This window comes from Nonomuraea sp. NPDC048901, from assembly GCF_040649695.1.
Classification (GTDB): Bacteria; Actinomycetota; Actinomycetes; order Streptosporangiales; family Streptosporangiaceae; genus Nonomuraea.
This window is the reverse complement of record NZ_JBEZFW010000024.1, coordinates 110,080-123,582: the sequence shown is the minus strand read 5'-3', so window position 1 is coordinate 123,582 and position 13,503 is coordinate 110,080. Positions and strand designations below refer to the sequence as shown.

At 68.2% G+C, this 13,503-nt stretch carries 14 protein-coding genes and 1 pseudogene; 4 read left to right on the top strand and 11 right to left on the bottom strand.

Annotation, left to right across the window (positions count from 1 at the left end; genetic code table 11):
* Positions 1-116: 116 nt before the first annotated feature.
* The gene (locus AB0C30_RS50455) at positions 117-1,118 is read right to left on the bottom strand and encodes an NADP-dependent oxidoreductase (RefSeq protein ID WP_357957895.1); all 1,002 of its coding nucleotides are present in this window, start codon (positions 1,116-1,118) and stop codon (positions 117-119) included.
* A 926-nt stretch (positions 1,119-2,044) separates the two neighbouring features.
* Here AB0C30_RS50455 and AB0C30_RS50450 point away from each other — a divergent pair.
* Complete coding sequence (locus tag AB0C30_RS50450) at positions 2,045-2,632, top strand: TetR/AcrR family transcriptional regulator (RefSeq protein ID WP_357957893.1); 588 nt, start codon at positions 2,045-2,047, stop codon at positions 2,630-2,632.
* Between the two features lie 327 nt (positions 2,633-2,959).
* Here AB0C30_RS50450 and AB0C30_RS50445 read toward each other — a convergent pair whose 3' ends face one another.
* Together AB0C30_RS50445 and AB0C30_RS50440 are read right to left on the bottom strand one after the other, a co-directional pair.
* Positions 2,960-3,340, bottom strand: coding sequence for a hypothetical protein (locus AB0C30_RS50445; RefSeq protein ID WP_357957990.1), 381 nt, complete (start codon positions 3,338-3,340; stop codon positions 2,960-2,962).
* A gap of 252 nt (positions 3,341-3,592) precedes the next feature.
* A pseudogene (locus AB0C30_RS50440) lies at positions 3,593-3,655 on the bottom strand (hypothetical protein); the annotation flags it as partial.
* Between the two features lie 200 nt (positions 3,656-3,855).
* Between AB0C30_RS50440 and AB0C30_RS50435 the strand changes: the two are divergent.
* Positions 3,856-4,110 carry a hypothetical protein gene (locus AB0C30_RS50435; RefSeq protein WP_357957891.1) on the top strand — a complete coding sequence of 85 codons (255 nt, stop codon included), beginning with the start codon at positions 3,856-3,858 and terminating at the stop codon, positions 4,108-4,110.
* Positions 4,107-4,721 (top strand): hypothetical protein, encoded by a 615-nt coding sequence (locus AB0C30_RS50430; protein WP_357957890.1) that lies wholly within the window; start codon positions 4,107-4,109, stop codon positions 4,719-4,721. The genes AB0C30_RS50435 and AB0C30_RS50430 overlap by 4 nt, the downstream gene beginning before the upstream one ends.
* A 177-nt stretch (positions 4,722-4,898) precedes the next feature.
* Here the strand turns inward: AB0C30_RS50430 and AB0C30_RS50425 are convergent, their stop codons facing one another.
* From AB0C30_RS50425 to AB0C30_RS50395, 7 genes are all read right to left on the bottom strand, one after another.
* Positions 4,899-5,972, bottom strand: a complete 1,074-nt coding sequence (locus AB0C30_RS50425; RefSeq protein WP_357957888.1) for an SPFH domain-containing protein — start codon at positions 5,970-5,972, stop codon at positions 4,899-4,901.
* Positions 5,973-5,974: 2 nt separating this feature from the next.
* Positions 5,975-6,406 carry an NfeD family protein gene (locus AB0C30_RS50420; RefSeq protein ID WP_357957886.1) on the bottom strand — a complete coding sequence of 144 codons (432 nt, stop codon included), beginning with the start codon at positions 6,404-6,406 and terminating at the stop codon, positions 5,975-5,977.
* A gap of 72 nt (positions 6,407-6,478) precedes the next feature.
* The gene (locus AB0C30_RS50415; RefSeq protein WP_357957884.1) at positions 6,479-7,636 is read right to left on the bottom strand and encodes an Ig-like domain-containing protein; all 1,158 of its coding nucleotides are present in this window, start codon (positions 7,634-7,636) and stop codon (positions 6,479-6,481) included.
* A gap of 70 nt (positions 7,637-7,706) precedes the next feature.
* Positions 7,707-8,810: a fumarylacetoacetase gene (fahA, locus tag AB0C30_RS50410; RefSeq protein WP_357957882.1), complete on the bottom strand. Its 1,104-nt coding sequence runs from the start codon at positions 8,808-8,810 to the stop codon at positions 7,707-7,709.
* Positions 8,807-9,562, bottom strand: coding sequence for a hypothetical protein (locus AB0C30_RS50405; protein ID WP_357957880.1), 756 nt, complete (start codon positions 9,560-9,562; stop codon positions 8,807-8,809). The genes fahA and AB0C30_RS50405 overlap by 4 nt, the downstream gene beginning before the upstream one ends.
* Complete coding sequence (locus AB0C30_RS50400; RefSeq protein WP_357957878.1) at positions 9,559-10,728, bottom strand: homogentisate 1,2-dioxygenase domain-containing protein; 1,170 nt, start codon at positions 10,726-10,728, stop codon at positions 9,559-9,561. Before AB0C30_RS50400 ends, AB0C30_RS50405 begins: the two co-directional genes overlap by 4 nt.
* A 78-nt stretch (positions 10,729-10,806) precedes the next feature.
* A complete protein-coding gene (locus AB0C30_RS50395; protein WP_357957876.1) occupies positions 10,807-11,436 on the bottom strand; it encodes a helix-turn-helix domain-containing protein in 630 nt (209 codons plus the stop codon).
* Positions 11,437-11,549: 113 nt separating this feature from the next.
* Here AB0C30_RS50395 and AB0C30_RS50390 point away from each other — a divergent pair, with 113 nt between their 5' ends.
* Positions 11,550-12,152 (top strand): hypothetical protein, encoded by a 603-nt coding sequence (locus AB0C30_RS50390; protein WP_357957874.1) that lies wholly within the window; start codon positions 11,550-11,552, stop codon positions 12,150-12,152.
* Positions 12,153-12,158: 6 nt separating this feature from the next.
* Here the strand turns inward: AB0C30_RS50390 and AB0C30_RS50385 are convergent, their stop codons facing one another.
* On the bottom strand, positions 12,159-13,409 hold the full coding sequence (locus AB0C30_RS50385) for an MFS transporter (RefSeq protein ID WP_357957872.1): 1,251 nt from the start codon (positions 13,407-13,409) through the stop codon (positions 12,159-12,161).
* Positions 13,410-13,503 lie beyond the last annotated feature (94 nt).

The following is a 13,503-nucleotide window of genomic DNA, read 5'->3' as shown; positions in this document are numbered from 1 at the left end:
AGCTCCGGGCGGCGCTCAAGACCGTCGCCCGGTACGTCGACGACCACGCTGCCCGAGCGCCACTTTGCCGGCCGCCGTGAAACTGACGCAAACCTCCAGAGCCCGCGACCGGGGGTTCATCTCACCTTGACGACGACCTTGCCTTTTGCGCGCCCCGTTTCGAGGTAAGCCATGGCCTCTTTGGTTGATTCGAACGGAAAGACCTGATCCACGACTGGGCGTATACTCCCCGATTCGATGAGAGAACTGATCTCGCGCAGCTGATCGCCGCTTGCTTTCATGAAGAGAAACGAATAGCTGACGTGATGACGTTTTGCCGCTCTCCTGGCTTGGTAGCTCAAGGCGCGCATCACCGGCCGCAAGATCCACGGCGATCCGACCTCTTTCGCGAAATCAGGATCAGGTGGGCCTGAGATCGAGATGAGCTTGCCGCCGGGCTTCAGCACTCGTAGAGATTTCTTGAGAGCCTCGTTGTCCAGGCTATGCAAAACCACATCATAGCCATGCAGGATTTTTTCGAAGTCGTCTTTCCTGTAATCGATCACGACATCTGCGCCGAGGCGCTTCACCAGATCGATGTTCGCCGTGCTGGTCGTTGTAGCCACGGTTGCGCCGACATGCTTGGCCAGCTGGATGGCAAACGTTCCTACACCGCCGGAACCCGCTTGGATGAAAACTTTCTGTCCTTTCCTCAGCTTCGCTGTTTCAACCAATGCCTGCCAGGCGGTCAAGCCGACCAGCGGGATGGAGGCTGCTTCTTCCATGGTGAGGCGTGTTGGCTTCAGCGCCAGATCGTCTTCTTTTATCGAGATGAGTTCAGCGAAAGCACCGATTCGATCTTGACCTGGCCGCGCGTATACTTCGTCGCCGGGCTTGAATCGCCGCACGCGAGACCCGGCCCGGACAACGACACCGGCCACATCATTGCCCAGAACGACCGGCAGATGATAGGGCAGAATGAGCTTGAACTCTCCGTCCCTGATTTTGGCATCGAGAAGGTTCACGCCCGCGGCGTGGATCTGGACCAGTACATCGTTCTCCCGCACCTCCGGGTCCGGCATTACGCCTGCCCGCAACTTTTCGTTGTTTCCGTAACGTTCGAGGATGAATGCTTTCATGATGCTTTCTCTCCTTGATTTCTTGCCAAGTGAGAATGAAAGGAGGCGGCCGACTCGATGTCGCACAACCGGGTCGGCATGGTGTTCCTGTGCCACCGCCCAAGCCGGGCACACTCGCCCAGGGGTCTACGGCGGGCTGGGCGGTCTGGCGTACGCGGCGCTCACCTGATCGGCCGATCCGATCCGACAAGAAATTATGGCGCGAGGAATTCCGGAACCTCTTTGACGCACTCTTGGTGATACTGGAATATGCCGCCGTGTCCGGCGTCACGGTACAGTCCGAGTTGGGTGTCCGGCAGCCGTCGAGCCAGGTCGACAGAATTGCTGGCTGGGCACCATCCTGTTGTCTTCGCCGTTGACCGCCAGGACAGGCTGCTGAATGTCCGACAAGTAAAGGGGGCTTGCAACCCTCAGGCGTGGATGGCCTTGAGCTGAGCACGGAAAGCCGTTAGCGAAATCCTGACAAGGGAGCGGGCGCCGACCACCTTCGCGATGTGGCCGGCGGCCTCGCGGTCGGAGTGCGTCGAGGCGTGGCCGACCCGCCGAAGTGGAAGTGCAGCAGCGCTCGGCCGGGGGTGGGCGCCCTCGGGGATGCACCACAGGGCGGGGACGCCGTTCGCGTCCACTTCGTCGTAGGTGACGCCTTCCGGCTCGGTTGACGCCCGACGTCGAGGCCCGGCGTCGAGGACTTCGCGCTCACGCTGTCAAGGAGCTGCGCGAACTGCTGTGCCTGGGGGCTTGCTCCCATGGTGACGCTCCTGCTCAGTGCTGCGTACGCTGCTCGTGCGCCATCTTTAGATTATGACCATACGACCATAAGATGAGACGTCGTCCAGGCGCAAGGGTCTCGCCGGATTTAGATTATGATCGTACGATGATGGCGTGTGGCGAGGGCAGGTGGGCCCTCCCCGCAGGAGGAGGAGCGCATGGTTCGGTACAGCCAGGAGCACAAGCGGGCGACGAGGCAGCGGATCATCGAGACGGCCGGCCGCCGGCTCAAAAAAGACGGCATCGACGGCTCCGGAGTCGCCACGCTCATGGCGGACGCGGGACTGACCAACGGCGCCTTCTACGCCCACTTCGCCTCCAAGGAAGACCTGGTCGCCACCACCGTCGCCGACCAGCTCCGCGAACAGCGCGAAAACCTCGGCGCGGTGACGCCCGGACGCGCCGGAGTCGAGCAAATCGTGCGTGCGTACCTGTCGCCCGAGCACCGCGACAACCCCGGCGAAGGCTGCCCATCGGCCGCCCTGCTCGACGAGATCGGCCGCTGCACGGACGCGACCAGGCAGGCCTACACCGACGGCGTGCTGGCCATCATCGACGACTTAACCGCGCGTCTGGCGCCGCACGATCCGCAGTCGGCACGCGTCAAGGTGCTCACCGTCTACGCCGGAATGATCGGCACACTGCAACTCTCCCGCGCCCTGGCCGACCGGCAACTCGCCGACGCCGTCCTCGAGCAAGGCATCCACAACGCCCTCACGCTGCTGGACGCCACACAACAGAGCTGACGTCCCGCATCACCAGACTGTGACACCCTTGCGGAACCGCTGGAGCCCGCCCCATCGGGTCGCTCCCGGTCCCGGACTGCAGAAATTTCCACGGGCACGCCGCTGACCTGCAGCGATGGGCAGGACATCGTCCGCCGGCTCACCAGCGACAACCTCGACGAACGTCTCCAGGCCGCGCGCTCCAACCTACGCTTCCAAGACCGCCGCGTCGCCGATCTTGAAGCACAACTCACTCACCCGCAACAGGCACCCTGACGGCACCCGCCCTTGCACGCTCGGCCCCGCTCGCCAAGCCGAGACACTGTTGGCGAATTGATCAAAGGCTCGCTACGAGGGAATCGGCTCACTCTCCGGGCTGCCATCGGACCTCACCTCGGCTGCGACGCCACGGCTTCGCAGTCGGATGTTCAGGAACTCCATCTCCGCCAGCGTCCCGACCGAGCCGGAGTGAGTGAGCTCGTCGGCGAGTTCACGAGCCCGGGGAAGCGACACCTCCCAGACCTCCCGCAGAACCTTCAGAACCGAGACCGGGCTCGGTGCCGGACCGACCAAACGCAGCCGGCTAGGGCCATGCTCCGCCAGCAGGGCACTGCGGATATCCTCCGGCGTCTCGCCTGAACCGAATTGCTCGCACCAGCCAGTACAGCAGGACTCGCAGGCGACCTCGGCATCCCAACACAACTGCCCGCGGTCGATGAACTGGTTCACCTGACGGACAAGGCTTCCCTCGCATCTGCCACAACGCGATTCGATCTTTGCTGTCTGCCCCGTCATCCCCGACATCAACGCTCCCATCGCCGCCACGACCCGGACACCCAGCCGAGGGCGGCCAGCTCGTGCAGGTGCGCGACGGCGTCCTCCTCCAGCGTCAGCGCGGCCGCCGGCGCCTCGAGCACCTGCGGCCGACGGATGCTTGTCCCGGCCCTGCTCCAGGCGGATGTAGTAGTCGGTGCTGACGCCGGCGAGCATCGCGACCTCTTCCCGGCGCATTCCGGGTGTTCGGCGGAGCCCGGCCGCGGGCATCCCGTGCGATTCGGGCCGGGCCAGTTCCCGCCGCGCTCGCAGAAACTCACCCAGACGGCTGGCACTGTCCATGTCTTCGAGGTTATGCACGACCCTGCGCAGCAGGGTGGACCTGCCACTCCCAGGCTGCGAGCCCCAGGTTGGGGCCCCTGGCTTGGAAAAGCCGTTCTAACTGTGCAACACTGTTGCACAGTTAGAACATGGTCGGGCGAGGAAGACATCAACACAACGAGATCAACGCGGTGCTCAAGGCAATCCGCAAGATTAATAGCGCTCTCACCGTCGAGGAGGACCACAACGGGCATCGCTGGGGCTGGATCACCTGCCAATGCGGAGAAAAGCCGTTCACGATCAACTGCACGCCCCGAAATCCAGGTGTCCATGCCAAGCAGATCCGCCAATGGCTCACTCGGCACCTCGAGTGCAAAAGCGACGATCAAGAGGGGACGTCATGACTAGCTGGGATTTCCAGGTCATGCTCAATCGCGAGCCGGATGCTGCCGAGTTCGACCGGCTCCACGAGGCGGGCATGGATGACTGTGCGCTGGTCGGGGGCGCACAGCCGTACTTCATGTGTGATCGTGAGGCGGACAGCCTGCTGGAGGCCATCATGTCCGTGCTCATCCAGATGAGCACGGTCGACCAGCTGTGGGCCGTTGGCGTGGGGCACGACGACGCGGTGACGCTCGGCGACGCGGCCAGGCGTCACGGTGGCCGCACGCAGGCCAGCTTTCGCCAACTGGCGAGCGGGCAGCGCGGGCCCGGTGGCTTCCCGGCTCCGCTCATTGAGGCCGACAACGTCAGCATCTACTCCTGGGCGGAGATCTCCGAGTGGCTACGCACCGAGATGGGCGATGATGTTCCGCAGGCGAACGGGGACGTCATCCTGGCTGACGCCACGGTCAAGCTGGCCTGCCGAGCAGGTTCCCTGCACCGGGCGTCCCAGGTGCGGGACCTGCTGGAAATGGCGTGCCGTCCCCTCCCGAACGAACCAAAATCCGAGGCCAAGCCTGAACCCAAGCCTGAGGCCAAGGTCGGCGCCAAGTCCAAGGCCGGGGTCGCCTGACCGGCGCCGTTGGGGTGGGCGGCGAGTCTGAGGCCAGAGTCGCCCGACCGGTGCCCGCCGGGCTGAGCGTGGCGGGCACCTCTCGGGCCACGCTGGCACCTCTGGCCGGGCGGGCAGGTTAGTCGAGCAGACGTCCTGGCCGCCACGCCCCCGCCAGCGGGCGGACGTCTTGGCCGGTCAGCGTTCCTGGTGCTCCTTCTCCAGGTCCGCGAACGCGACCGACGGGTCCTCGACCGCCTGCGTGAGCTGGCGGGGCCCGGTGGGGCTCTCGGCCTCCTGAGCGTTGGCCACGGCCTCCGCAGCCGCCTCCGCCGCCCTGGCGACTTCCTCGTCCGCCGCCGAGTTGCCCGGCGCCTCCTCGCGCGTCGCCGCCGACCGGGGCAGCGCTTCGGTGAACGCCTTCGACACGCCCTGCAGCGCCGAGGTGACCTCGCTGGGGATCACCCAGAAGGTGTTGCCGGGGCTCTGCGCGAGCTGCGGCAGCATCTGCAGATATTGGTAGGCGAGCAGCTGGGGGTCGGGGTCGTTGCGGTGGACCGCCTGGAAGACCTGGTCGATGGCCCGTGACTGGCCCTCGGCCTGCAGGATGGCGGCGGTGCGCTGGCCTTCGGCGCGCAGGATGGCGCTCTGCTTGTCGCCCTCGGCGGTGAGGATTTGCGACTGGCGCTGGCCCTCGGCGTTGAGGACGGCCGCTCGCTTGTCCCTCTCGGCCCGCATCTGCTTCTCCATCGCGTCCTTGATGGTCTTCGGCGGGTCGATCGCCTTGACCTCCACGCGGTTGACGCGGATGCCCCACTTGCCGGTGGCCTCGTCGAGCACGCCGCGCAGCTGGCTGTTGATGTGGTCGCGGGAGGTGAGCGTCTTCTCCAGGTCCATGGCGCCGATGACGTTACGCATGGTGGTGACGGTGAGCTGCTCTATGGCCTGGAGGTAGTTGGCGATCTCGTAGGCCGCCGCCCGGGGGTCGGTGACCTGGAAGTAGATGACGTTGTCGATCTCGACGACCAGGTTGTCCTCGGTGATGACCGGCTGCGGGCGGAAGGTCACGACCTGCTCGCGCAGGTCGATCATCGGGTAGACGCGGTCGATGTACGGGATGACGAAGTTGAGTCCGGGCTTGAGCGTACGGTTGTAGCGGCCCAGGCGCTCGACGTTGCGGGCGCGTGCCTGGGGCACGATCCGCACGGCCTTGAGCACCGTGAACACCGCGAAGAGGATGACGAGCAGTCCGACCACCAACAGCGGATCCATGGTCACTCCCGGGGATATACGAGGGCTGTGGCGCCCTCGATCTCGATGACATCGACGGTCGCCCCCGTGGGGATCACCAGGGTCTCGTCATAGGCGCGCGCGGACCACTCCTCGCCGCCGATGCGTACTCTGCCGTCCCTGCCGGTGACCTCCGACAATACGTACGCCTGCCTGCCAACCAGTGCTTCCACGCCGAAGCGCTGCAGTTGTGGCTGCCGGATGTGGCGCATGGCGATCGGCCGGACGACCATCAGACCGGCCGTGGAAGACAGGGCGAAGACCAGCAGTTGCAGGGGGACGGGCAGCCCGATGGCGGCGGTCGCCGCGGTGAGGAGAGCGGCCGCGCCGAGCAGTCCGAGCGCCGCGGTGACGGTGAAGATCTCCGCCACGCCGAGGACGACTGCCAGGATTATCCAGATGATCCATTCATCCATGCTCCGGCCCTCCTAACGGAATAACGGGCCTATGTGCTCGCCTGGTTCCCCCCTCCTACCGTAATGCTGGAATCATTGCTGTGGCAGGGCCACGGGGTCGTACAAGGCACTGCCCTGGCGCCACTTGTCCCACGGGAGTTGCCAGAATCCCCAGCCGTTGTCCCACGCGAGCTCGCGGGAGGTGCCGGTGATCGTCACCGGGTCGCCGCGCAGCGAGTGGGCGAAGAACCAGGCCGCCTGATCGGGGCGGGCATTGACGCAGCCGTGGCTGACGTTCGCGTGGCCCTGGGCCCAGAGGTTGTTCTTGGCGTGGACGTATTCGCCGCTGTTGGAGATGCGTACGGCGTGGTCGATCATCACGTCGTAGAAGCCGGGCTCGCCCTTCTTGCGGCCGGGCGAGATCATGCGGACCGGGTCGCCCTTGTCCATGGTCAGGTGGACGCCGCTGGTCGTGGTGTATTCGCGAGTGGTGGCCATGCCCGCGCTGATGGCCATGCGCTGCGCGACCCGGCCGCCGCGCCTGACGACCATCTGGTGGGTCCGGGTGTCGATCGAGGTCGTCTGCTCGCGGCCCACCTTGAAGGCGAACGTGCGGTCGGTCAGGCCGTAGACTCCCGGCGCCATGCGTACGCCGGTCAGGTGGGCCGTGACCGTGACCTGCTGCTCCGGCTCCCAGAACGCGCGGGTGCGGTAGATCGCGCGGGTGTCGCTCACCCAGCGCCACGCGCCCTCGACGGCCGGCTTGATCTCCAGCGCCCGCTCCACGGCCGCCTTGTCCTGGATCGGGGTGTCGAAGTCCATGATGATCGGCATGCCGACGCCGACGGTCTCGCCGGGCAGCGGCTCGATGGAGGCGATCTGGAACGACCGGTCGGCGGCGCGGGTGCGGAAGCGGCCCATGGCCACCGTCGACGGGCCGGCCGAGCCCGCCGCGGTGGCGGTCACCGTGTATTCGGCGCCGGGGGCCAGCGTCCAGGAGGAGCGCCAGGTCGTACGCGACGCGTCCAGCTTGCCCGGCACCAGCGCACCCGCCACGTAGGCGATCACCTGGCTGAGCTTGCCGCCCTGCGCCTGCACGACCAGACCGTGGTCCGTCCGGGCGCGCCGCGTGTCGAAGGCGGGGGAGACCTGGACGACGGGCGGCTTGGGCGCCGGGCGGTCGGCGGTCACCGGGCAGCAGCCCGCGGTCAGGAGTAGGGCCACGAGAAAGATGGCCGCGGCGCGCCGCATCTCGATCCTGCTTTCCGGGAAGGGGATATCCAGGTTAGCGGAGGGTCATCGAGTGAGCACGTCAAGTCACCTATCGGATTGTTCCGGAAACCTCCCCCAATGACCGGCCGCCGGCTGTGGCTCGGATCGTCACGGTGTCGCCGTCCTCCAGGAATGTCCTGGTCTCGCCGCCGGCGAGCTTGATCGGATCGCTGCCGTTCCAGGTCAGCTCGATGAGCGAGCCGCGTTCGTCACGCTGCTCGCCGGAGATCGTGCCGCTCGCGAACAGGTCGCCGGTCCGCAGGGACGCGCCGTTCGCCGTCATGTGGGCGAGCATCTGGTCCGGCGTCCAGTACATGCCCGAGTAGGGCGGGCGGGACACGACCTCGCCGTTGAGCGACACCTCGACCGAGACGTCCAGCCCCCAGTCGTCCGTCCTGCGCAGGTAGTCGAGCGGTTCGGGATCCTGTACGCGCCCGGCCAGCCGGGGCAGCGCCTCCAGCGGCGTGATCCACGGCGAGATCGAGGTGGCGAACGACTTGCCCAGGAACGGCCCGAGCGGCACGTACTCCCACGCCTGGATGTCCCGCGCGCTCCAGTCGTTGACCAGCGTCACCCCGAACACGTGGTCCTCGAAGGCCCCGGCGGGCGAGCCGAGCTCGGTCGGTACGCCGACCACGAAGCCCAGCTCGGCCTCGAGGTCGAGCTTGGCGGACGGCCCGAACCGCCCGGCTCCGAGCTGGCCGTGCGGCCGGTCGATCGGGGTGCCCGAGACCACGATCGTGCCCGACCTGCCGTGGTAGCCGACCGGCAGGTGCCGCCAGTTGGGCAGCAGCCCTTCGGTGCCGGGCCGGAACATCTTGCCGAGGTTGGTGGCGTGCTCCAGCGAGCAGTAGAAGTCGACGTAGTCGGCCACCTCGAACGGCATGTGCAGCCGCACCTGGTCGAGCGGGATCAGGTGCGGCTCGGTGATCGCGAGGTCGGAGGTGAGTTTGTTGGCGATCAGTGTCCTGGTGTCGTGCCAGGCGGTGCGGCCCCTGGCCATGAAGGGGTTCAGGCTGGGCGCCGCGAACACCTCGTCGTGCAGCGCGGCGGCCAGGTCGAGCACCCGGTCGCCGTAGCGCACGCCGACGCGTGGCCGCTCGCCGCGCCGGGAGAACACCCCATAGGGCAGGTTGTCTATTCCCCAGCTCACGCGTTCTCCTCGATCAGTCCCAGTGCGCGCAGGTCGTCCAGCGGGGCGCCGGTGCTGCACGAGCCGTAGCTCACCAGCAGCGCCCTGGCCCGCTTGGCCGTCTCCTCGGACACGGCTCGGGCCAGCCGGACGAGATGGCCCACGTCGGTGGTGCGCAGCACGGGCGCGGGGTCGCGCTGGTCCACCGCCTCGCAGACGGCCAGCAGCAGGTTGAGGAAGCCGTGCCGGTCGACGCCGAGCGTGGGGTCGAAATGGCGTACGGCGTGGTGCAGTCCGGCGGTGGCCTTGAACTGGAGGTCGTGCTCCGCGCAGAACCGGATGAACGCCGCGAGATGCTCGACCGACGGGAAGGCGTCGGCGGTCGCGCCGCCGCAGCGCACCTTGAGCGCGGCGCCCTCGGGCACGTCGGCGACGTACTTCCCGGCGGGCACCTCGACGAACAGCCGCACGCCCGGTGGCAGGCCGTCGTCGGGCAGCTGGTCGAGGGCGTCCGCGCGCAGCTCGACGGAGTCCACGGGCAGGTCGTCGAACGGCGGGATGTCCGGCGTGTCGACGATCAGCCCGATCCGGCGCGGCGGGGCCTCCTCGCGGCGCAGCCCGTCGAGGCGGCTGGCGGGGCAGAGGAAGCGGTGGGTGAGCACCTGGGAGGCCCGCTCCTGGTCGCGCTGGTGGCGGGCCAGCGCCTCCGACATGTGCAGGGAGGTCGGCGGGAACAGGCCCGCGTCGTCGACCAGTGCGAGGTAGAGGTTCATCGGGCCCAGGTCCAGGCGTAGCCGGGGTCCTCGCAGGTCAGTGCGGCCTGGCCGAGGTCGAGCGGGCGGAAGGTGTCGATCATCACGGCCATCTCGCTGGTGGTCGTGATGCCGCGGCTGACCGCGTCGATGACCGCCTCCACCGCCCCGGGCTGCGGGCCGTGCGTGAAGCCGGCCGGGTGCAGCGAGATCGAGCCGACGTCGATGCCGGAGCCCTTGCGGGCCGAGTAGTCGCCGCCCACGTAGAACATGAACTCGTCGGAGTCGACGTTGTGGTGGTTGTAGGGGATCGGTACGGACTCGGGGTGGAAGTCCAGCGGCCGAGGACAGAACGAGCAGATCACGAACCCCGGTCCCTCGAACGTCTGGTGGACCGGCGGCGGCGCGTGCGTCTTCTTCACGATCGGCTCGAAGTCATTGATGTTGAACGCGAACGGATACAGGTAGCCGTCCCAGCCGACCACGTCGAACGGGTGGTTGCGGTAGACCAGCCGGGTCAGCCCGCCCCGCGTGCGGACCAGCACCGGGACCTCCTCGCCCTCGACGACGAACGGCTCCGCCGGGCTGCGCAGGTCGCGCTCGCAGTAAGGCGCGTGCTCCAGGAACTGCCCGTACTGCGACAGGTAGCGCTTGGGCGGCCTGATGTGCCCGGACGCCTCGATGGCCAGCACGTTGACCGGCCCGTCGGGCACCCAGCGGTGGATCGTGCCGGTCGGGATGACGATGTAGTCGCCCGCGCCGGCTTCGATGACGCCGTACGTCGACTCGAAGCGGGCGCGGCCGTCCTGGACGTACACGCACTCGTCGCCCATGGAGTTGCGGTAGAGCTCGCTGGGCTGGTCGCTGGTGGCGTACGACAATCGGACGTCGGCGTTGCCCGCCAGCTGCATCCGGCCGGTCACCAGGTCGCCCGCGCCGCGCAGGTCCTGGGTGCGGAAGTGGCGCGGCGACAGCGGCAGGTTCGGCTCCAGGCGCGTGTCGGTCAGCGGCGTGACGGCCTCGGCCTTGACGATCGCGGTCGGCAGATAGCGGTGGTAGAGCAGCGAGGAGTCCGACGAGAAGCCTTCCTCGCCCATCAGCTCCTCGGCGTAGAGGCCGCCGTCGGGCCGCCTGAACTGCGTGTGCCGCTTTCTGGGCACCTCGCCAACGACGCGGTAGTAAGGCATCTTCGCCTCCAGGGCGTCCGATTATCGGACGTGTGTGTCCTCTATATGCAACTACCGTCCGCCATCGGGTAAGCGATGTCAACCCAGCGCGCCGGACAGCTCGGCGGCCGCCTCGACCACGCGCGGCCCGGCCGACTCGCTGAGCGGCCCGAACGTCACCACCCCGACCGACGCCTCCAGCCACGGCAGCCCGGACACGGGCGCGGCGATCCCCCGCGCGCCCTCCTGCAACTGCCCCTCCGTCACCAGATAGTCGGCCCGTCCCTCGCGCAGCGCCAGGATCGCCCGCCCGGCGGCGCCCAGCGACAGGGAGTGACGCGACCCCTCCCGGTAGGCCACGTGCATGTCCGTCCACGACGGTTCCACCACCGCCACGGCCAGGCCGTCGTCGCCCTCGGCCACGGTCAGGTGCGCGGTCGCGCCCACGTCCTCGGCCAGCCGCCGCAGCGTGGGCAGCGCCGCCGCGCGCAGCAGCGGTTGTACGGCCTGGGCCAGCACGAGCACGCCGAACCCGAGGTGCACCCGCCCCTCGGCGTCACGGCGGACGAACCCCTCGCTCAGCAGCGTGGTCACCAGCCGGTAGACCACCGGTCGGGACAACGACAGCTCGGTGCTCAGCTCGGTGGGCGTCCGCCCGCCCTTGCCGTCGGCGAGCAGCCTGAGCAGGCGCAGCCCGCGTTCCAGGGTCTGGGCGGATTCAGCGGCCATGAACCGATTATCTATGCGTGAGCCAGGAGTAACGCTACGCGCTGGTGGGGTACGTATCGAGGAGACGAACAGGGGGTGGGATGCGGCAAACATGGGCATTTGTCGTTGCCGGGTTGAGTCTGTACGCGTTGCTCCCCACGCTGCCCTCGGCCGACTTCCACCCAGTGGCCATATCGAGGGACCTGCCCGCCCGGCACGTGGACCCCCCGACCAAGCGGCTCGTCGAGGACGTCTTCTACGTCACGCAGGGCATCGAGGTGACCAATCGCCTGCTGCCGTTCCAGGACGGCCTGACCATCCGCGGCGCCGCCCTGGCACCGGGCGTGACCTTGGACGACGCGGGCCGGCTGCACGGAGTTCCCCAGCGTCCCGGCACCTTCGCCACGCCCGTCCGCCTGTGCCGTGGCCAGGACTGCGTCGATCAGCAGGTCACGGTCGTCGTGCTGCGGAACGTGCCCTGGCAGCCGAGTGAGCTGGCCTTCCCCGGCAAGGTGGGCAACCGCTACGACGACCAGATCGGGATCTCGGGCGGGCCCACCGGCGTGCCGCCCACGTTCTCCGTGACCGACCACGGCAAGCTGCCGGCGGGCGTCACGATCGGCCCCGACGGGCACATCGGCGGCATCCCGGAGGCCGCTGGGGTGTCCGAGGTGCCCGTCCGCATCTGCGTGGCGGGCAACTGCGCGGGCGTCGTGGTGACGCTGATCGTCGTCTGAACGCGCTCAGCCGGGCACGCTCTCGGCGACCGGAGCGGGAGCGCGTAGTTGCCGCACCCCGGGAGACAGCAGCGCGGCGAGTGTGGACAGCACGACGAGCGCCGCGCAGCCCAGCAGCGCCGTCCGGGTGCCGACCAGGCTCGCCACCGGCCCGGCCAGCATGAGCCCGATCGGGCCGAACATCAGCGAGCCCAGCGCGTCGTACGAGCTGACCCGCGACAGCGACTCCGGCGGCACCTCCCGCTGCATGGTCGTCTGCCACAGCACTCCGAACACGTCGAAGCAGACCCCCAGCACGAACGCGCCCGCCACGATCGCCCACAGCGGCGCGCCGGTGCCCAGCAGCACGTACGGCAGCGCGGTCGGCAGGCAGAGCAGCGTCCCGACCAGGATCGGCCGCCTGGGCCGGACGCGCAGCGAGACGATCACTCCCACGATCGTGCCGGCCGCCTCGCCGGCCAGGAACGCCGACCAGGCCGCGGGCCCGCCCAGGCTCTCCTTGGCGATCAGCGGCCCGAGCACCCCGTGACCCGCCTGGAGCCCCATCACGAGCACCGAGAACTGCGCGACCACCACCCAGATCCACTGCCGGGTGCTGAACTCGCGCCACCCGTCCCGCAGGTCGGCCAGCATCGAATGCTCGGCCGCCGCGTCGCGCTCGGCGGGCGTGAGCCGCAGTGCCGCGATCAGCACCCCGGCCACCGTGAACATCAGCCCGCTCACGGCCAGCGCCCACCCGCTGCCGAACAGTACGACCGCGCCGCCGCCCAGCACCGCGCCCGCCACCCGCGAGCTGTTGGCGCCCAGGCCGAGCAGCGCGTTGCCGGTCTGCAACCGGTCGGCGGGCACGACCTCGGGGATGATGCCGGTCAGCGAGGGGAACAGCATCGCTATCGCCACGCCACTGGCCGCCGCGGCGGTCGCCATCGCGGGCAGCGGGGTCCAGCCCGACAGCATCATCGCGGCCAGGGCGAAAAAGGCCAGCGCGCTGATGAACTCGCTGACCATCATCACCCGCTGCCTGGGGAACCGGTCCGCGATCACCCCGGCGAACAGCATGAACACGATCATCGGCAGCGCCTCGGCGGTGAGCACCACGGACAGCGTGGTGGCGTCCGCGCCGGGCAGGGCGAGGATGCCGAAGGCGAGAGCCACGGGGGCGAAGGAGGTGCCCAGTACCGAGATGGTCCGCGCGGTCAGCAGCAGCGTGAACCGCCGATCCCGGAGCAGCCCGAGATCGCGAAGATAGCCGTGCACGTGGTAAGCCCCCTAATCCCCCAAATGCTCACTATTGTGATGGTTCTTCGCATCTGCTGTCGTCTGAATATCTCCGTGCTTGTCACGCCGCTGA

Excerpts from the sequence above, each read along its gene's own strand:
- AB0C30_RS50450 (WP_357957893.1), top strand. The coding sequence starts at position 2,045 with ATGGTTCGGTACAGCCAGGAGCACAAGCGGGCGACGAGGCAGCGGATC.
- AB0C30_RS50395 (WP_357957876.1), bottom strand. The coding sequence starts at position 11,436 with ATGGCCGCTGAATCCGCCCAGACCCTGGAACGCGGGCTGCGCCTGCTC.
- AB0C30_RS50405 (WP_357957880.1), bottom strand. The coding sequence starts at position 9,562 with ATGAACCTCTACCTCGCACTGGTCGACGACGCGGGCCTGTTCCCGCCG.
- AB0C30_RS50425 (WP_357957888.1), bottom strand. The coding sequence starts at position 5,972 with ATGGATCCGCTGTTGGTGGTCGGACTGCTCGTCATCCTCTTCGCGGTG.
- AB0C30_RS50430 (WP_357957890.1), top strand. The coding sequence starts at position 4,107 with ATGACTAGCTGGGATTTCCAGGTCATGCTCAATCGCGAGCCGGATGCT.
- AB0C30_RS50435 (WP_357957891.1), top strand. The coding sequence starts at position 3,856 with ATGGTCGGGCGAGGAAGACATCAACACAACGAGATCAACGCGGTGCTC.
- AB0C30_RS50400 (WP_357957878.1), bottom strand. The coding sequence starts at position 10,728 with ATGCCTTACTACCGCGTCGTTGGCGAGGTGCCCAGAAAGCGGCACACG.
- AB0C30_RS50420 (WP_357957886.1), bottom strand. The coding sequence starts at position 6,406 with ATGGATGAATGGATCATCTGGATAATCCTGGCAGTCGTCCTCGGCGTG.
- AB0C30_RS50455 (WP_357957895.1), bottom strand. The coding sequence starts at position 1,118 with ATGAAAGCATTCATCCTCGAACGTTACGGAAACAACGAAAAGTTGCGG.
- AB0C30_RS50415 (WP_357957884.1), bottom strand. The coding sequence starts at position 7,636 with ATGCGGCGCGCCGCGGCCATCTTTCTCGTGGCCCTACTCCTGACCGCG.